At 37.5% G+C, this 17,896-nt stretch carries 16 protein-coding genes; all 16 read left to right on the top strand.

Features of this window, described 5'->3' with window-relative positions; genetic code table 11:
• The first annotated feature begins 8 nt into the window (after positions 1-8).
• The 16 genes from KQI21_RS13320 to KQI21_RS13245 all read left to right on the top strand — a co-directional run bounded on the left by KQI21_RS13320 (position 9) and on the right by KQI21_RS13245 (position 17,881).
• The gene (locus tag KQI21_RS13320; RefSeq protein ID WP_253291481.1) at positions 9-353 is read left to right on the top strand and encodes a hypothetical protein; all 345 of its coding nucleotides are present in this window, start codon (positions 9-11) and stop codon (positions 351-353) included.
• Positions 354-366: 13 nt separating this feature from the next.
• On the top strand, positions 367-792 hold the full coding sequence (locus KQI21_RS13315; protein ID WP_216484662.1) for a DUF6115 domain-containing protein: 426 nt from the start codon (positions 367-369) through the stop codon (positions 790-792).
• 325 nt (positions 793-1,117) lie between these two features.
• Complete coding sequence (gene rpsB / locus KQI21_RS13310; RefSeq protein ID WP_216484661.1) at positions 1,118-1,891, top strand: 30S ribosomal protein S2; 774 nt, start codon at positions 1,118-1,120, stop codon at positions 1,889-1,891.
• A 95-nt stretch (positions 1,892-1,986) separates the two neighbouring features.
• Positions 1,987-2,871, top strand: a complete 885-nt coding sequence (gene tsf / locus KQI21_RS13305; protein WP_216484660.1) for a translation elongation factor Ts — start codon at positions 1,987-1,989, stop codon at positions 2,869-2,871.
• 95 nt (positions 2,872-2,966) lie between these two features.
• Positions 2,967-3,689 (top strand): UMP kinase, encoded by a 723-nt coding sequence (gene pyrH / locus KQI21_RS13300; protein ID WP_216484659.1) that lies wholly within the window; start codon positions 2,967-2,969, stop codon positions 3,687-3,689.
• Between the two features lie 2 nt (positions 3,690-3,691).
• Positions 3,692-4,240, top strand: coding sequence for a ribosome recycling factor (gene frr, locus KQI21_RS13295; RefSeq protein WP_216484658.1), 549 nt, complete (start codon positions 3,692-3,694; stop codon positions 4,238-4,240).
• A gap of 195 nt (positions 4,241-4,435) precedes the next feature.
• Positions 4,436-5,197: an undecaprenyl pyrophosphate synthase gene (gene uppS / locus KQI21_RS13290; RefSeq protein ID WP_216484657.1), complete on the top strand. Its 762-nt coding sequence runs from the start codon at positions 4,436-4,438 to the stop codon at positions 5,195-5,197.
• 14 nt (positions 5,198-5,211) lie between these two features.
• Positions 5,212-6,012, top strand: a complete 801-nt coding sequence (locus KQI21_RS13285) for a phosphatidate cytidylyltransferase (RefSeq protein ID WP_216484656.1) — start codon at positions 5,212-5,214, stop codon at positions 6,010-6,012.
• A 599-nt stretch (positions 6,013-6,611) separates the two neighbouring features.
• Positions 6,612-7,877, top strand: coding sequence for an RIP metalloprotease RseP (gene rseP, locus KQI21_RS13280; protein ID WP_216484655.1), 1,266 nt, complete (start codon positions 6,612-6,614; stop codon positions 7,875-7,877).
• 380 nt (positions 7,878-8,257) lie between these two features.
• A complete protein-coding gene (locus KQI21_RS13275) occupies positions 8,258-12,544 on the top strand; it encodes a PolC-type DNA polymerase III (protein WP_216484654.1) in 4,287 nt (1,428 codons plus the stop codon).
• A gap of 731 nt (positions 12,545-13,275) precedes the next feature.
• Positions 13,276-13,746 carry a ribosome maturation factor RimP gene (gene rimP / locus KQI21_RS13270; protein WP_216484653.1) on the top strand — a complete coding sequence of 157 codons (471 nt, stop codon included), beginning with the start codon at positions 13,276-13,278 and terminating at the stop codon, positions 13,744-13,746.
• A gap of 16 nt (positions 13,747-13,762) precedes the next feature.
• Positions 13,763-14,860, top strand: a complete 1,098-nt coding sequence (gene nusA / locus KQI21_RS13265; RefSeq protein ID WP_216484652.1) for a transcription termination factor NusA — start codon at positions 13,763-13,765, stop codon at positions 14,858-14,860.
• 14 nt (positions 14,861-14,874) lie between these two features.
• Positions 14,875-15,156, top strand: coding sequence for an RNase P modulator RnpM (rnpM, locus tag KQI21_RS13260; RefSeq protein ID WP_216484651.1), 282 nt, complete (start codon positions 14,875-14,877; stop codon positions 15,154-15,156).
• On the top strand, positions 15,146-15,448 hold the full coding sequence (locus KQI21_RS13255; protein WP_077320456.1) for a L7Ae/L30e/S12e/Gadd45 family ribosomal protein: 303 nt from the start codon (positions 15,146-15,148) through the stop codon (positions 15,446-15,448). The genes rnpM and KQI21_RS13255 overlap by 11 nt, the downstream gene beginning before the upstream one ends.
• A gap of 16 nt (positions 15,449-15,464) precedes the next feature.
• Positions 15,465-17,603, top strand: coding sequence for a translation initiation factor IF-2 (gene infB / locus KQI21_RS13250; protein WP_216484650.1), 2,139 nt, complete (start codon positions 15,465-15,467; stop codon positions 17,601-17,603).
• Positions 17,603-17,881 (top strand): DUF503 domain-containing protein, encoded by a 279-nt coding sequence (locus KQI21_RS13245; RefSeq protein ID WP_216484649.1) that lies wholly within the window; start codon positions 17,603-17,605, stop codon positions 17,879-17,881. Before infB ends, KQI21_RS13245 begins: the two co-directional genes overlap by 1 nt.
• The last annotated feature ends 15 nt before the right edge of the window (positions 17,882-17,896 follow it).

Genomic DNA, 17,896 nt, shown 5'->3' with positions numbered 1-17,896 from the left:
TTCCTTGAATGAAGTTCACTTTATTTGATTGTAAAGGAAGTGATCTAGTGGGGTGGAAATCGGTTGAAATGCAGGTAGCTCTTCCACGTTCTCAGGACGCTGGAAAGCTTCAGCAGCAATTGTTAAGACAAGGCCAAGATTTTCAAGCTTCCCTTACTCAACATCAACTGCTTCAGGAAGAATTAAAGCGTAAGCAAGTAGCGGAAACCAAGCAATTATATCGATCTAAATGGGAGGGGGAAGCTGAAAAAAACACCTCTGAGAAATTTCCTAATAAGCGAAAGGCCAATAAGAACAAATTACAAAAATATCAACATCCGTATTTAGGAAAACAGATTGATTTTAACGGGTAGAGAGGGATTTTTCATGACATCTTTTTTACTGTTGATAAGTTTTTTACTGCATATCATTTCATTTTCGGCTATTTATCAGCTATTCAAGCAAATAAAACATCATCATCAATCGAACACTACTGATTCTGATATTGCAGTGTTATTTGAATCGTATTTAGCGGAAATTAAAGAGGAAAATAACCGCCTCCAACAGGCGCTTATACAAACGAACCATGCGCAATTAGAATCCGATAGCGAAGAAAGGATAGAAGAGATCGCAAGCACCATAGTGGAAAATGTACCAATGGTTGATAACAGCAAAGAGGACAAAGTAGTTACATCACTAAAAGCAAACATTCTACAGCTTTATAGTAAAGGCCTCTCTCCAGGGGAGATCGCCAAGCAGTTAAATTGCGGTAAAACAGAAGCGGAACTAATTATTAAGTTATATCAACAATAAATAGCTATATGTTAGAAAAACTAGGCTTGTCGCCAAGTCTTTATGGCGAAAGCTATAGTTTTTCTTATACTATAAACCATAAAGTTTTATACTTTCCTATAGTGTAAAAGGATTTTTCTAATAAAACTGCATATAATTATACTTGATTCCTTCTATTTGTTATGATATATTATCTTGTGGTGTGAATACAATATTTTTCGCATGAGAGCGTAAGTTTGTAAATTACACACGCTTAGGGATTTGTAAATTTGGTGCCGTAATTAAGATGGTCTATTTACAAAAAGGATCTAAGCGGAGGATAAAAACCAATTAGGAGGAATTTTTAATGTCAGCTATTTCAATGAAACAGCTACTTGAAGCTGGTGTACATTTTGGTCATCAGACTCGTCGCTGGAATCCGAAGATGAAAAAATACATCTTCACAGAGCGTAATGGAATTTATATCATCGACCTGCAAAAAACAGTGAAAAAGGTAGATGAAGCATACAATTACGTGAAGGAAGTTGTAGCAAACGGAGGTACCATCCTTTTTGTAGGTACCAAAAAGCAAGCACAGGAATCTGTACGTGAAGAAGCAATTCGCTCAGGTATGTTCTATGTAAATCAACGCTGGTTAGGTGGTACACTTACCAACTTCCAAACGATTCGCAAACGAATCAATCGCTTAAAAGACATTGAGCGAATGGAAGAAGACGGTACATTCGACGTATTGCCGAAGAAAGAAGTTATGAACCTGCTAAAAGAAAAAGATCGTTTAGTGAAATTCCTTGGCGGAATTAAAGAAATGAACAAGCTTCCAGATGCGTTGTTTGTTATTGATCCACGCAAAGAACGAATTGCGATTGCTGAAGCTCATAAATTAAATATTCCAATTATCGGAATTGTTGATACAAACTGTGATCCGGATGAAATTGATTATGTTATCCCTGCAAATGATGATGCAATTCGTGCTGTAAAACTTTTGACTTCAAAAATAGCAGATGCTATTTTAGAGGTGAAACAAGGCGAAGAAATGGAAGAAGTTCCAGAAGAAGCTGAACAAGCAGAACCTAAAGCAGAAAAAGAAGCTGAAGCAGCTACTGAAACAAAACAAGATTAATCAATTAAAGGTGAGGGTGATAAGAGGATGAGAGCCTTTTATCACCTTTTTTAAAGAAAAACGTATTCGTGTCACTATCCAAAGGAGGATTTTAAATGGCTATTACTGCAAAAATGGTTAAAGAATTACGTGAAAAAACAGGCGCAGGCATGATGGATTGTAAAAAAGCGCTACAGGAAACAGATGGGAACATTGATGCGGCTATCGATTATTTACGAGAAAAAGGACTTTCTAAAGCAGCTAAGAAAGCTGATCGCATCGCGGCTGAAGGTTCAGCCTATATTAAAACGGAAGGCAACACGGCCGTTTTACTAGAAGTAAACTGTGAAACGGATTTTGTAACGAAAAACGATCAATTTAAACAACTCCTTGTTCAACTTGCTGATCATTTGCTACAGAAAAAACCGAAAACTGTTGAAGAAACACTTCAACAAACAATGGAGGAAACGGGTGACACAGTAGAAAATCACATCAAAGCTGCTGTTGCAAAAATCGGTGAAAAGTTATCACTTCGTCGCTTTACGATTTTAACAAAAACAGATAATGATGCATTTGGCGAATACTTGCATATGGGTGGTCGCATCGGTGTACTTACACTGTTAGAAGGAACAACGGATAAAGAAGTGGCAAAAGATGTGGCCATGCATATAGCAGCTGTAAATCCTCGTTATATTTCTCGTGATCAAGTGGCTGAAGAAGAAGTAAACCATGAGCGGGAAGTGCTAAAAGCGCAAGCATTAAATGAAGGAAAACCCGAGCATATTGTAGAAAAAATGGTAGAAGGCCGTCTTAGCAAATTTTTTGAAGAAATTTGTTTATTGGAACAAGACTTTGTCAAAGATCCAGACCAAAAAGTGAAAAAGTATGTTTCTGATAAAGATGCTTCTGTAAAATCATTTGCTCGTTATGAAGTAGGCGAAGGAATGGAAAAAAGAGAAGAAAACTTCGCAGATGAAGTAATGAGTCAAATCAAAAAATAATGGTTAGTCATAGGGAGCAAGAAGTTGTTCCCTATTTCTCCATATAGCTTTAGACATTCACAATAAATAACTATCATTTTTCTATGGAGGTTACTATGACAACAGCTTGTTACCGTAGAATCGTACTTAAATTAAGTGGAGAAGCATTAAGTGGCAAAAATGGTTTTGGTATTGAACCAAAGGTTATTCAGTCGATTGCTAATCAAGTAAAAGAAGTAGCTGAATTAGGTGTGGAAATTGCAATTGTTGTTGGCGGAGGAAACATTTGGCGTGGTAAAATTGGTAGTGAAATGGGCATGGATCGAGCAACAGCAGATTATATGGGGATGTTAGCTACCATTATGAACGCTCTAGCACTGCAAGATGGGTTGGAGAATATTGGTATTCCAACAAGAGTGCAAACATCAATTGAAATGCGACAAGTAGCGGAGCCGTACATAAGGAGAAAAGCAATTCGTCATTTAGAGAAAAAGCGTGTAGTCATTTTTGCTGCAGGAACTGGAAATCCATTCTTTTCTACGGATACAACGGCAGCTTTACGTGCTGCAGAGATTGAAGCAGAAGTTATCCTAATGGCTAAAAACAATGTAGACGGAGTTTATACCGAAGATCCTAAGCTGAACAAGAATGCAACGAAGTATGAGCAGCTTTCTTACATGGAAATGCTAAATGAAGGACTCGGTGTCATGGATTCAACAGCTTCAACCTTGTGCATGGATAATGATATTCCATTAGTCGTATTCTCGATTATGGAGGAAGGTAATATAAAACGAGTCGTACAAGGTGAAGTAATAGGAACGACGATAAGGGGGAAATAAATATGTCGGATGATATACTAAAACAAATGAAAGAAAAAATGGAACAAGCTGTTCAAGCATTTGTTAAAAATTTGGCCACAATTAGAGCAGGAAGAGCAAATCCAAGTTTATTAGATAGTGTATTTGTCGAATATTACGGCACAAGTACACCATTAAATCAATTAGCATCCGTTTCTGCTCCAGAAGCCAGACTTCTTGTTATTACTCCATATGATAAAACAGCTATCTCAGATATCGAAAAAGCCATTCAAAAAGCAGATTTAGGGATTTCACCGTCCAGTGATGGAAATGTGATTCGTATTAACATTCCGCCACTAACTGAAGAACGTCGTAAAGATTTAGTCAAAGTTGTCGGTAAATATGCAGAGGAATCGCGTGTACAAGTAAGAAATATCCGTCGTGAAGCAAATGATCAGTTGAAAAAAGAGGAAGGTCTACCGGAAGACGAACGAAGAGCTTTACAAGACGACGTTCAAAAAGCTACCGATAAGTACATTGACAAAATCGATGAACTGGCAAAAAATAAAGAAAAAGAAATCATGGAAGTTTAACCCATTTCCATGTAAAATGAATAGCAAAAGACCCTCTTTTTTAAGGGGGCTTTTGTTTTCTTAAGGAAAAATAGTATAATAAAACTTGATTTACGTGATATAATGATGTTTAACTTAAGCATAAAACTTACTTAAACATCATACGATGGATAGATGAAGCAACAGAAATGGTAAACAATATTCGGAGGACAAATTATGTCAATTAGACTTCCTTTCATAAAAAAGAAACAAAAAGAAACAATACAACTAATGGATAGTAAAAACGTTCCGAATCATATCGCCATTATTATGGATGGGAATGGTAGGTGGGCGAAAAAAAGATCGCTCCCAAGAATTGCCGGTCATAAAGAGGGTGTTGATGCAGTTGTAAAAGCAGTTAGAGCAGCACATCAATTCAATGTTAAAATTTTAACCTTATATGCTTTTTCAACAGAAAATTGGAAAAGACCCCAAAAAGAAATCGAATTTTTAATGAAACTGCCAAAGGAATTTTTACATATTCATTTACCAGAGCTAATGGAAAGAAATGTACGTATCCAAACAATCGGGGAATTTAATGCATTACCAGCGCATACAAAAGAAGCTGTTCAATATGCGATTGATAAAACAAAGAATAATGATGGATTATTATTGAACTTTGCATTAAACTATGGTAGTAGGTATGAAATTGTGCAAGCAATGAAACATATCGTGTCTGATATTAATGAAGCTAAGTTAACACTGGATGCAATTGATGAAACCGTCTTTTCAAAGTATCTGTATACAAATGGACTTAATGATCCGGACTTATTAATACGAACAAGCGGGGAACAACGTTTGAGTAATTTTTTGCTTTGGCAGATGGCCTATACGGAATTTTGGTTTACCGACGTGCTTTGGCCGGATTTTGATGAAGCAGTATTTAAGCAAGCGATTAAAGAATACCAACAACGTCAACGTCGTTATGGCGGAATTTAAGGTGAGGAAATAATATGAAGCAACGGATTATAACAGCAATTGTTGCACTCATTATATTTGTCCCATTTGTTATTATTGGCGGTTTGCCATTTGAAATATTAGTATATATTATGGCAACTATCGGCTTTCTTGAGTTAATCAGGATGGGAAATATAGCTAAATACTCGATTCCATCCGGTATGGGAATTGTGTTATTATGGGTGTTAATAATGCAGGAGCATTCGGGAATTACTCCCTTAGCATGGCTGACGAAAACAGAGACAGTTATGCTTATAGTATTATTATTACTATCATATACCGTATTAGTAAAAAATAAATTTACATTTGATCACGCTGGTGTTGTTTTATTATCCGCTATCTATGTAGGCATGGGCTTTTATTATTTAATTTTGGCTAGAGACGGTGAAAATGGTGGGGGATTAGCCACTATCCTGTATATATTTTTGCTTATCTGGTCGACAGATACAGGTGCTTATTTTATTGGACGAGCATTTGGAAAACGGAAGCTCTGGCCAAAAATCAGTCCGAATAAAACAGTTGAGGGCGCAATAGGTGGCATCGTTATGGCGATCATTACAAGTATTATTTTTCAATTAATTCATCCAATTGAAGATACATTAATTGGCATGATTGGTGTAGCCGTTATCGCTTCCGTATTTGGACAAATTGGCGACCTTGTAGAGTCTGCATTCAAACGGCATTTTGGTGTGAAGGACTCTGGAAACGTGCTTCCTGGTCATGGAGGTATATTAGATCGGTTTGACAGTTTATTATTTGTATTACCGATTTTACACTTAGTAGGTTTTTTTAATTAAACACATGATAAAATAATTAGGAGTGCAAATGGATGTCGGTTCCTGAACAATAAATAAAACTTAGCTGGCAACGGACTCGCTATACTTAGAACATAAAAATCTTTTACAGCATCGAAACATATTCTACACTAAAGTTTTATCCCGCATGTAAGGTGCCGTAAAACTCCTACTTTAAGAGCCTGAATTGGTACAAAAGGGACTAAGTGGGGGAGAAGAAAACGGCACCTAAATGCCCGATTCGTTCAACTAACATTTCTTGGGAAAAGCATTCCAAGAAATGAAGTTTCACTTTATCCCGCATGTAAGGTGCCGTAAAACTCCTACTTTAAGAGCCTGAGTTGGTACAAAAGGGACTAAGTGGGAGAAGAAAACGGCACCTAAATGCCCGATTTGTTCAAGGGCCTCTAGGTCATACCATTAAGGTACTAACATTCAGTAGGAGATGGAAGAAAACTCCTACTGAATGAAGCTTCACTTTATCCGTTTGAATGAACAATGAAATTCGATGTATCATTTTTAACATGCATTTTGAACATCATAATAGCAATATAAATTAAGGAGAAATAAGTATACATCCTATTAAAAGGAAGGTGCTCTTTTTGAATACGGTAATCGCGTTTATTTTCATGTTCGGTCTCCTCGTTTTTATCCATGAATGGGGTCATTTGATTTTTGCCAAACGAGCTGGTATGCTCGCACGAGAGTTTGCGATTGGTTTTGGACCTAAAGTATTTGCATTTACAAGAAACGAAACGGTGTATACGATTCGACTCCTTCCAGTTGGCGGATATGTAAGAGTAGCTGGAGATGACCCAGAAATTATTGATCTAAAGCCTGGTCATCATGTTGGGCTTGAATTTAATGAACAAGGTGAGGTCATTAAAATCATCGTAAATCATAAATCAAAGCATCCCAATGCCCGCGTGATTGAAATAGAGGAAGCAGATTTAGATCATAAGCTGCAAATTGTAGGTTATGAAATTGATGAACAGGATGAAGAGTTGCGGTTTAAGGTGCATCCAAAAGCTAAGTTTGTTATGGATGAACAAGAGACACAAATTGCACCTTATGATCGACAATTTGCATCCAAATCCGTCGGTCAACGTGCTATGCAATTGTTTGCAGGTCCAATGATGAACTTTATCCTGGCAATTGTCATCTTTTTAATACTTGGCGTTATTCAAGGAGTACCTGTGGAAGAAGCCAAAATGGGTGAAGTACAAGCGAATAGCCCAGCAGCTGAAGCGGGGATTAAAAACGGCGATGAGGTTGTAAAAATAGAGGATCAGTCCATTTCCACATGGCAGCAATTTACTACCATTGTCCGAGAAAACCCCGGTGAGGAGCTTGATCTAGTTGTTCTTCGTGAAGGGAAAGAAGTACCATTAACCGTTATTCCTGCAGAGGTTCCAGGAATGGAAGGACAAGAGCCATTTGGACAAATTGGTGTATATCAGGCCTTTGAGAAATCACTATTAGGAACAGTTTCCTATGGTTTTACGCAAACCTTTGAAACGACAAAGCTTATTTTAACGAACTTAGGAATGCTGATAACTGGTCAATTACCAATTGAAACATTATCCGGTCCAGTCGGGATTTATGATGCGACGGATCAAATTGTTCAAACAGGATTTACTAATTTTCTGCTATGGACAGCAATGTTAAGCATTAACTTAGGAATAGTAAATCTTGTCCCGCTTCCTGCATTAGATGGTGGTCGATTATTATTTGTTGGCATTGAGGCCGTTCGTGGAAAGCCGATTGCACCGGAAAAAGAAGGCTTGTTCCATTTTGTCGGCTTTGCCTTTTTAATGCTTTTAATGATTATCGTTACGTGGAATGATATTCAACGCTTATTCCTTTAAAGTGTTGAAGTTGCTTCGATAGTTAGACTTTTGGATTAAAGCCGTAAGACAAAATGTGCCGGCTTTAAAGCTTGGTTTCGCTCAAGAAAAGTGATTTGTTAAAACAACGCTGTTTATAATTCACCTTAGCTTCAGTTAGATAACAGATTTTAATGTACGCCTAAGAAGTTTTAAAAGTGGTGTCCTTATCCCCCCTTTAGAAAACAAGAATTTTATCCAAATATATGGTTTGGATGTCTCGAACTTCGCACTGATTTAGAGTCAAAAAAAGATTACCATACAGATAGTTTTATTTTTAAAACCCTTGTCAAATGCCAAGAGACAGGGGTTTTACAGCATATATAAGATCTAAATCTGATTAACGGTACAGGAGGAGAACAATGGATATAACAAAAAAAGAAAAAATGGATGTACTGTTAAAACAACTGCAGATATCGGAAGATCAGTTAGTCTATTTTAAAGATAGCTACTTAAATAAATTGGAAATAGTGAAACATACGAAAACATGGCATTTTCACATTTGTACGAAAAAAGTGTTACCTTGTGAAGTTTATCAGCTGTTTAAACATCGCTTGCAAACATGCTTTCAAAAGATTGCAAATGTTGATGTTTCTATTGAAACGTCAGAAAAGTCTTGTGATGGAGCTAATACGTTAAAATATTGGCAGGATTTCATTCATTCGGCTGCACAATTATCACCGGCTTATAAGGACATGGTGTTAAATCAGGTCCCTATAGTTGATGGTAATAATATTATGTTAACTGCAAGAAATGAAGCAGAAGCACTAGCAGTTAAAAAACGCTTAGAAGAATCATTTAAACATTTCTGCGTAAAAGCAGGTCTGCCTAGATATGTAATCAACATTGACGTTAAAACAGAGATCGAGGCTTTACAACGGTTTAAGGAACAAACAGCAGTTGAAGATCAGAAAATTGTTCAAAAGACAGTGCAAGAAAAAGAAAAACGCGATCAAACGAAACTCCAATCTGATAACAAGCCGGTCATGTTAGGTTATAAAATACAGGATGAGCCAATTCATATAGAAGAAATCATCGAAGAAGAACGCAGGGTAACCGTGCAAGGGTATATTTTTTCTGTTGAAATACGTGAGTTGCGTTCGGGAAGAAGCTTGCTGATTGCTAAAGCAACCGATTATACCGACTCCCTCCAAATCAAGATGTTCTCAAAAGGAGATGAAGACAGAGAAAAATTTAAAGCTGTCAAAGAAGGGATATGGATTAAAGCTCGAGGCAGCATCCAAACAGATATGTATTCCAATGAATTAGTAATGATGGCAAATGACATACAAGAAATCAGAGTCGAGCCACGTAAAGATACAGCAACAGAGGACGAGAAAAGAGTGGAATTACATGCACATACGACGATGAGTCAAATGGATGCAGTTGTTTCGCCAACAAATTTAATCGCTCAAGCTGCTAAATGGGGACATAAAGCAGTAGCTATAACTGATCATGCCGGTGTTCAAGGCTTTCCGGAGGCACATAATGCAGGGGAAAAACATGGAATTAAAGTGCTGTACGGAGTAGAGGCGAATTTAGTTGATGATGGTGTACCAATTGCCTACAACGAACATAATATTGATTTAGCCACAGGTACATATATTGTCTTTGACGTTGAAACGACAGGTTTATCGGCTGTATATGACACAATAATTGAGCTGGCGGCCGTAAAAATTCACCAAGGTGAAATCATTGATCGATTTGAGTCTTTTGCCAATCCACACCACCCATTATCCCAAACAACCATTGACCTTACTGGAATTACAGACGAAATGGTACAAGATGCTCCAGAAGTAGATGAGGTGTTACGAGACTTTCGAAATTGGATGGAAGATGGTATTTTAGTAGCGCATAATGCCAGTTTTGATATGGGGTTTTTAAACCAAGGCTTACAAAAAATCGGGTATGATAAAGCGGATAATGCTGTCATTGATACATTAGAATTAGCTAGGTTTCTTTTTCCTCAATTAAAAAATCACCGTTTAAATACATTGTGTAAACATTTGGACATTGAACTGACGCAGCATCACCGAGCCATTTATGACGCAGAGGCAACGGGATATTTATTGTGGAAGCTTGTGCAAGAATTGTTAAAAAAAGATATTACAAATCACAATCAATTGAACAATCATATGGGTGAAGGAAATGCGTATCAACGCTCTAGACCGTTTCATTGTACATTAATTGCGAAGACACAAGAAGGGCTTAAAAACATTTATAAACTAGTGTCTTATGCCCATATTGATTATTTTTACCGTGTACCGAGATTACCTAGATCACTATTACAAAAATATCGTCATGGTATATTAGTAGGTTCCGCATGTGACCAAGGTGAAGTCTTTGAAACAATGATGCAAAAATCAGAAGATGAAGCGGAAAACGTAGCACAATTTTATGATTATATTGAAGTGCAACCACCAGCAAATTATGCCCATTTAATTGAAAAAGATTTAGTGCAAAATGAAGCACAAATACTGGATATTATTAAGAAACTAGTAAAATTAGGAAAAAGAATCGGCAAACGTGTAGTAGCAACCGGTAATGTTCATTATTTAGATGAACAAGATCAAATTTATCGGCAAATTCTCATTGCTTCTCAAGCAGGAAATCCGTTAAATCGGGTTACATTACCGCAAACACCTTTTCGTACTACCAATGAGATGCTAAACGAATTTCAATTTTTAGGAGAAAAGAAAGCAAAAGAAATTGTTGTTACAAACACGAATTTAATCGTTGATGAAATAGAAGAAATATCTCCAGTAAAGGATGGATTATTCACTCCAACGATTGAAGGAGCGGAAGAAGAAATAAGAGACCTTTGTTATATAAGGGCTAAAAAAATATATGGCGAACCACTTCCGAAAATAGTTTCCGAACGATTGGAAAAAGAATTAAAGAGTATTATTGGACATGGTTTTAGTGTAATTTACCTTATTTCTCAAAAGCTAGTGAAAAAATCATTGGAGGATGGGTATTTGGTTGGTTCTAGGGGCTCTGTTGGTTCATCATTTGTCGCAACGATGACCGAAATAACAGAAGTAAATCCTTTACCACCGCATTATATTTGTAAAGAATGCCACTATCATGAATTTATTACGGATGGTTCTGTCGGAAGCGGGTTTGATCTTCCAGATAAGGACTGCCCAACATGTCAAACCCCATTAACAAAAGATGGACAAGACATCCCATTTGAAACTTTTTTAGGTTTTAAAGGAGATAAAGTACCAGATATTGATTTAAACTTTTCAGGTTCTTATCAACCGAGAGCCCATAATTATACAAAAGAGCTGTTTGGAATTGATAATGTTTATCGTGCAGGAACGATTGGAACGATCGCCGAAAAGACGGCTTACGGCTATGTAAAGGGTTATGCGTCTGATAATCAGCTCGCCTTAAAAAATGCTGAAGTGGATCGATTAGTAAAAGGTTGTTCAGGCGTAAAACGGACAACCGGACAACACCCCGGAGGTATTATTGTTGTACCTGATGATAAGGAGATTTATGATTTTACGCCAATTCAATATCCGGCTGATGATCGCAATAGTGAGTGGCGAACGACTCATTTTGACTTCCACTCTATCCATGATAATTTATTGAAGTTAGATATTCTCGGCCACGATGATCCAACCGTAATACGAATGTTACAAGATCTAAGCGGAATTGATCCAAAGACGATCCCAACGGATGATCCGGATGTAATGACCATTTTTTCAGGAACAGAAGCGCTTGGGGTAACGCCGGAACAAATTAACTGTAAAACAGGTACATTGGGTGTTCCGGAATTTGGAACGAAATTTGTGCGGCAAATGCTTGAAGATACAAAGCCTAAAACATTTGCAGAACTTGTTATTATCTCTGGCTTATCACATGGTACAGATGTGTGGCTTGGTAATGCGCAAGAGTTGATTAATAATGGGATATGTGAATTGCCGGATGTTATTGGTTGTCGGGATGATATCATGGTTTATCTCATGCACAAAGGGCTTGAAGCTTCTTTAGCATTTAACATTATGGAGTTTGTCCGTAAAGGTAAAGGGCTAAAAGATGAATGGATTACAGAAATGAAGAAACATAATGTGCCAGATTGGTATATTGAATCTTGTAAAAAGATTAAATATATGTTCCCGAAAGCTCACGCAGCTGCATACGTGTTAATGGCAGTGCGAATTGCTTATTTTAAAGTTCATTATCCGATCTATTTTTACGCAGCTTATTTTACAGTTCGGGCAGATGATTTTGAACTGGATACGATGATCAAAGGAGCCAATGCTATACGTAAGCGAATTGAAGCCATTACAGCAAAAGGAAATGACGCTTCACCAAAGGAAAAAAGTTTATTAACGGTGTTAGAGATTTCCCTTGAAATGTGCGAAAGAGGTTTTTCCTTTAAAAAAGTAGATTTATATAAATCTAGTGCGACGGAGTTTATCGTCGATGGGGATTCCTTAATCCCCCCATTTAATGCTGTTGATGGACTAGGCACAAATGCTGCGTTAAATATTGTCAAAGCCAGAGAAGAAGGAGAGTTTCTATCCAAGGAAGATCTGCGGGAAAGAAGTAAGATTTCTAAAACCGTATTGGAATATTTGGACAATCACGGCTGCTTAGAAGGAATGGCTGAGCAGAATCAACTATCTTTATTCTAGCTGGTTAGGAAATTGTACGACATCAGATATCTTTTTCGTAAAGTAACTTCGTCTGGCATATAACACTTTGCGCTTAGGCCTTCGAGGAGGATTCACTTCTTCGCAAAGGGGCGAAGTCTCCTCGTCGGGGTTCTAGCGCTAGTTGGGTTAACCGATCGCTTGCGCTTTTGATCCTTGCAATGAAATAAACGATATGCTATACTTATTTTGGTAAGTTAACGATACGAACGTTTTAAAAGAGTGGGTGATCACCCACTCTTTCTTCATACTTCAGCTTGCAACAATGAATCCCTTGCCAAACCTCTAGGCAGGGGTTTTATATTGAAAAAAGGTGACAGCTCGTATGATGGAATATGTTGGTTACCGGAATCATCCTAAAAATAAAGTGAAACTTCATTGAGTAGGAGTTTTCTTCCATCTCCTACTGAATGTTAGTAGAACGAATCGGGCATTTAGGTGCCGTTTTCTCCCACTTAGACCCTTTTGTATCAACTCAAGATCTTGAAGTGGGAATCTTACGGCACCTTACATGCGGGATAAAGATGGATTAATTATTAAAACGATGGTATGCCTGACAGTAAAAAGGCTACCGATTTTAAATCGAATCATTAGGGAAGCCTCTTAAAGTTTGCTTTGCATAAAAAGCGATAGGCAGGAATTTTCCTTGCAGAAATGAAATAGGAGAAAATGGTTTATACTAGTAACTAAAACAGTTTAAAGGAGGATAAGCATTGAGCTCTAAAGTAGTTAAAACAACGGAAGAATTAGTTCTCCCTATTTTAGAACAAAAAAACCTTGAATTAGTAGACATTGAATATGTAAAAGAAGGAAAGAACTGGTTTCTCCGTGTTTATATTGATAAGGATGGCGGTGTGGATATTACAGAATGTGGTGAAGTATCAGAGCAATTAAGTGAACGGTTGGACGAAGCCGATCCGATTTCTGAAGCTTATTTCCTAGAGGTTTCTTCACCAGGCGTAGAGCGCCCTTTAAAAACGAAACGAGATATTGCTAATAGTATTAATCAATACATTCATGTTAAATTATATGAACCGATCAATGGTGAGAAAACGTATGAAGGTGAGTTAATCAATTATTCGGAAGATGTGTTAACAGTCGAATATAGAGTGAAAACGCGTAAAAAAACAGTAGAAATTCCATTTGATAAGATAGCCAAAGCCAGATTGGCTGTAAAGTTCTGAAAAGGGGGAGAAAAAAGTGAGTACGCAGTTGTTCGATGCCATTGATAATTTAGCAAAGGAAAAAGGAATTGATAAGGAGATTCTATTGGAGGCCTTAGAAGCCGCGTTAATTTCGGCATATAAGAAAAATTTTAAATCAGCAACAAACGTTCGTGTTGAGCTTAATGAAGAAACAGGTAAGATGCGTGTCTTCTCCAGAAAAACAGTCGTAGAAGAAGTAGAAGATACACAACAAGAACTTTCAATAGATGAAGCAAAAGAAATCAACCCAAATTATGAAGTTGATGATATCGTTGAAGTGGAAGTAACTCCTAAGAATTTTGGACGAATCGCCGCTCAGGCTGCTAAACAAGTTGTCACACAGCGTGTAAGGGAAGCGGAGCGAGGGGTTATTTATTCGGAGTTTGCTGACCGTGAAGAAGATGTGATGACAGGAATCATTCAACGAAAAGATCCGCGTTTTGTGTATGTTAACCTCGGTAAAATAGAAGCAAAGCTGGCTGAATCGGAACAGATGCCAACGGAAGAATACAACATTCACGATCGTATTAAAGTGTTTGTAACAAAAGTTGAAAACACAAGTAAGGGTCCGCAAATCTATATTTCAAGGTCACATCCAGGTTTATTGAAGCGACTATTTGAAATGGAAGTTCCTGAGATATATGATGGTATTGTAGAAATAAAATCCGTTGCTAGAGAAGCTGGAGACCGCTCGAAAATTTCTGTTTATGCGGCTGACCCAGAAATTGACCCTGTTGGCTCTTGCGTTGGGCAAAAAGGGCAACGTGTACAAGCGATTGTTGATGAACTGAAAGGTGAAAAAATTGATATCGTGGAATGGTCAGATGATCCAACTATTTATGTGTCTAACGCATTAAGCCCTTCAAAGGTTGTTAAGGTATTGGTGAATGAAGAAGAAAAAGCAACAAAGGTCATTGTACCTGATTATCAATTATCGCTTGCAATTGGAAAACGTGGACAGAACGCACGTCTGGCCGCCAAGCTGACGGGTTGGAAAATAGACATAAAAAGTGAGTCTGAAGCGAAGGAAGAAGGATTGCTCGACGAAACTGACGAAGCCTATTCTGACAATGAAGAAAGTTTGTTTGAATAAGGAGGATAGGACACATGGTAAAGAAGCGAAAAATTCCCACTCGTAGATGTGTCGTGACGAACGAAATGAAACCGAAAAAGGAATTAATCCGTATTGTTCGTAATAAAGAGGGAGAAGTGTTTGTGGATCCAACTGGTAAAAAAAATGGGAGGGGAGCTTACCTCTCAAAAGATATAGCAGTGATCGATCAAGCGGAAAAAACGAATGTGTTAAACAAACACTTAAATGTTACCGTTGATACTGCAATTTTTACAGAGCTAAGAGAACTGGTAGCAGATGCAAATGATGAAAAATAACTATCTGAATATACTTGGTCTTGCGTTTAGAGCTGGCAAATGCACTCTAGGAGAAGAGGCCATTATTAAAGATATTCGTACCAATCGCGCAAAATTAATCTTATTAGCCAGCGACATTGGTCCACAAACGAAAAAAAAACTAACGGATAAATGTAAAACCTATGAAATACCATATGCCATAGTTGATGATAGAGAAACGTTATCGAAAGCTATTGGGAAAACCCAAAGAGTAGCAATTGCGATTTTAGATGCAGGGTTTGCTGTTAAGTTAAGATCGTTACTCGGGGAATAAATTCGGGGGTGAACGTATGAGTAAAATGCGTGTATATGAATATGCAAAACAAAATAATATTTCAAGTAAAGCAGTAGTTGCATTTTTAAAAGAAAACAATGTTGATGTTACAAATCATATGTCAACTATTGCACAGAATGAGATAGCAAAGCTTGATGAACATTTTAAAAAAACGAAGAAAGCAGCAAAATCTACCGATGATTCAACTTCAAAAACTGAAACTAAATCAAAACCAAATCCAAATCAGCGCACAAAAGCAAATCAAGCTACATCAAAAAAACGACAACATAAACAGGACAAATCGAATAACAAACATCAAAAGCAACAAGGAAAGCCGGCGAAAGGTAAGAAAGCAAAGGGCAATAATAAGACAGCTGCTAAACAACCGGTAGAAAAGAAAGAAACTCCAAAGGAAATTAAATATCACGGTACGCTAACGGTAAGCGAATTAGCTGATAAATTAAATAAGGATACATCAGAAATTATAAAAAAACTAATGTTCCTTGGAGTGATGGCTACAAAAAACCAAGACTTAGATGATGATGCTATTGAGCTGATTTGTGCAGAATTTGATGTAGAAGTTGAAAAAGAAGTAATTCTTGAAGATACAGACTTAGATAAATATATCGCCGAGGATAAGCCGGAAGATTTGGTTGAAAGGCCTGCCGTTGTTACTATTATGGGACATGTCGATCATGGAAAAACAACTTTGCTGGATTCAATCCGTCACACAAAAGTAACGGCAGGAGAAGCTGGTGGTATTACACAACATATTGGTGCTTACCAAGTTGAAAATGATGGTAAGAAAATCACTTTTCTAGATACCCCGGGTCACGCTGCGTTTACCAGCATGCGCTCACGTGGTGCCCAAGTTACGGACGTTGCAGTACTTGTCGTTGCTGCTGATGATGGAGTAATGCCACAAACTGTAGAAGCGATCAATCATGCAAAGGCTGCTGAAGTACCAATTATCGTAGCGGTTAACAAAATTGATAAAGAAACTGCTAATCCGAACAGAGTCATGCAGGAACTAACAGAATATGGACTAGTCCCTGAAGATTGGGGTGGGGATACTATTTTTGTAAACATCTCTGCTATCAAAGGAGAAGGTATTGACGAATTATTAGAAATGATTATACTTGTCTCGGAAGTTGAAGAATTAAAAGCAAATCCAAACAAGCCTGCTTTTGGTACGGTAATAGAGGCAGAACTTGATAAAGGAAGAGGTTCAGTAGCCACATTACTTGTGCAAAATGGTACGCTTCATGTAAGTGATTCGATCGTTGTTGGAAATACGTATGGTCGTGTTCGTGCAATGGTTAATGATGTTGGTCAACGTGTAACAGAAGCCGGACCGTCGACTCCTGTGGAAATAACAGGACTTAATGATGTACCGCAGGCTGGCGATCAATTCCTTGTGTTTAAAGATGAGAAAAAAGCTCGGCAAATTGGGGAAGCAAGACAACAAAAGCAAATCCAAGAAAACCGCAGTGAACAAACGAAAGTTAGTTTAGATGACTTGTTTGAACAAATTAAACAAGGCGATATGAAAGAAATTAATATTATTATTAAAGCAGATGTTCAAGGTTCAGCCGAAGCACTTGCTTCTTCCTTGCAAAAAATCGAAGTAGAAGGCGTCAATATTAAAATTATTCATTCCGGTGTAGGTGCTATCACTGAATCAGATGTTATTTTAGCTGCTGCCTCCAACGCAGTAGTTATCGGCTTTAATGTGCGTCCGGATGTCAATGCAAAAAAAGCAGCAGAACGTGAAAAGGTAGATGTCAGACTACATCGCGTTATTTATAAAGCAATAGAGGAAGTTGAGTCAGCGATGAAAGGTTTGCTTGATCCGGAGTATGAAGAAAAGACGATCGGTCAAGCAGAAGTAAGAGAAACATTTAAAGTATCAAAAGTTGGTACCATAGCTGGTTGTTATGTAACAGATGGGAAAATTACCAGAAATTCCGGTGTGCGTTTAATTCGTAATGGTGTTGTTCAATTTGAAGGTGAAATTGCAGCATTGAAACGCTTTAAGGATGATGTCAAAGAGGTAGCGCAAAATTATGAATGTGGAATTACGGTCAAAAACTTTAATGATATTAAAGAAGGAGATATCATCGAGGCGTTTGTCATGGAGGAAATTAAACGATAATGATCCTTTATGCCGAAGTAGAATGTATATTGTATGAGGGTCAGTCGTTAAAGCAAAAACGCTCCGTATTGAAGCGCCTTATAGCTAAGTTAAAAAAAGACTTTAATATAGCTGTAACGGAATTGGATTATCATCATTTATGGCAACGAACAAAGCTTGGTATCGTTACGATTTCAACGGAGCAAGTACATGCTGAACAAGTGATTCAAGGAGTAATGGATGTGATTGATTCATATACTGAACTTGAACGAACCATTACTAATGTGGAAAGAATCTAAATTACGACTCCCTTT

Source organism: Virgibacillus proomii (genome assembly GCF_018916875.1).
Taxonomy (GTDB): Bacteria; Bacillota; Bacilli; order Bacillales; family Amphibacillaceae; genus Virgibacillus; species Virgibacillus proomii_B.
Note: the sequence above shows the minus strand (reverse complement) of the source record. Positions and strands in the feature narration are given on the sequence as shown.

Bases quoted from the DNA above. Each gene is read 5' to 3' on its own strand.
- rnpM (WP_216484651.1), top strand. From the start codon at position 14,875: ATGGTAAAGAAGCGAAAAATTCCCACTCGTAGATGTGTCGTGACGAAC.
- KQI21_RS13315 (WP_216484662.1), top strand. From the start codon at position 367: ATGACATCTTTTTTACTGTTGATAAGTTTTTTACTGCATATCATTTCA.
- KQI21_RS13245 (WP_216484649.1), top strand. From the start codon at position 17,603: ATGATCCTTTATGCCGAAGTAGAATGTATATTGTATGAGGGTCAGTCG.
- pyrH (WP_216484659.1), top strand. From the start codon at position 2,967: ATGACAACAGCTTGTTACCGTAGAATCGTACTTAAATTAAGTGGAGAA.
- rpsB (WP_216484661.1), top strand. From the start codon at position 1,118: ATGTCAGCTATTTCAATGAAACAGCTACTTGAAGCTGGTGTACATTTT.
- tsf (WP_216484660.1), top strand. From the start codon at position 1,987: ATGGCTATTACTGCAAAAATGGTTAAAGAATTACGTGAAAAAACAGGC.
- KQI21_RS13255 (WP_077320456.1), top strand. From the start codon at position 15,146: ATGAAAAATAACTATCTGAATATACTTGGTCTTGCGTTTAGAGCTGGC.
- uppS (WP_216484657.1), top strand. From the start codon at position 4,436: ATGTCAATTAGACTTCCTTTCATAAAAAAGAAACAAAAAGAAACAATA.
- KQI21_RS13275 (WP_216484654.1), top strand. From the start codon at position 8,258: ATGGATATAACAAAAAAAGAAAAAATGGATGTACTGTTAAAACAACTG.
- infB (WP_216484650.1), top strand. From the start codon at position 15,465: ATGAGTAAAATGCGTGTATATGAATATGCAAAACAAAATAATATTTCA.
- frr (WP_216484658.1), top strand. From the start codon at position 3,692: ATGTCGGATGATATACTAAAACAAATGAAAGAAAAAATGGAACAAGCT.
- KQI21_RS13285 (WP_216484656.1), top strand. From the start codon at position 5,212: ATGAAGCAACGGATTATAACAGCAATTGTTGCACTCATTATATTTGTC.
- KQI21_RS13320 (WP_253291481.1), top strand. From the start codon at position 9: ATGAAGTTCACTTTATTTGATTGTAAAGGAAGTGATCTAGTGGGGTGG.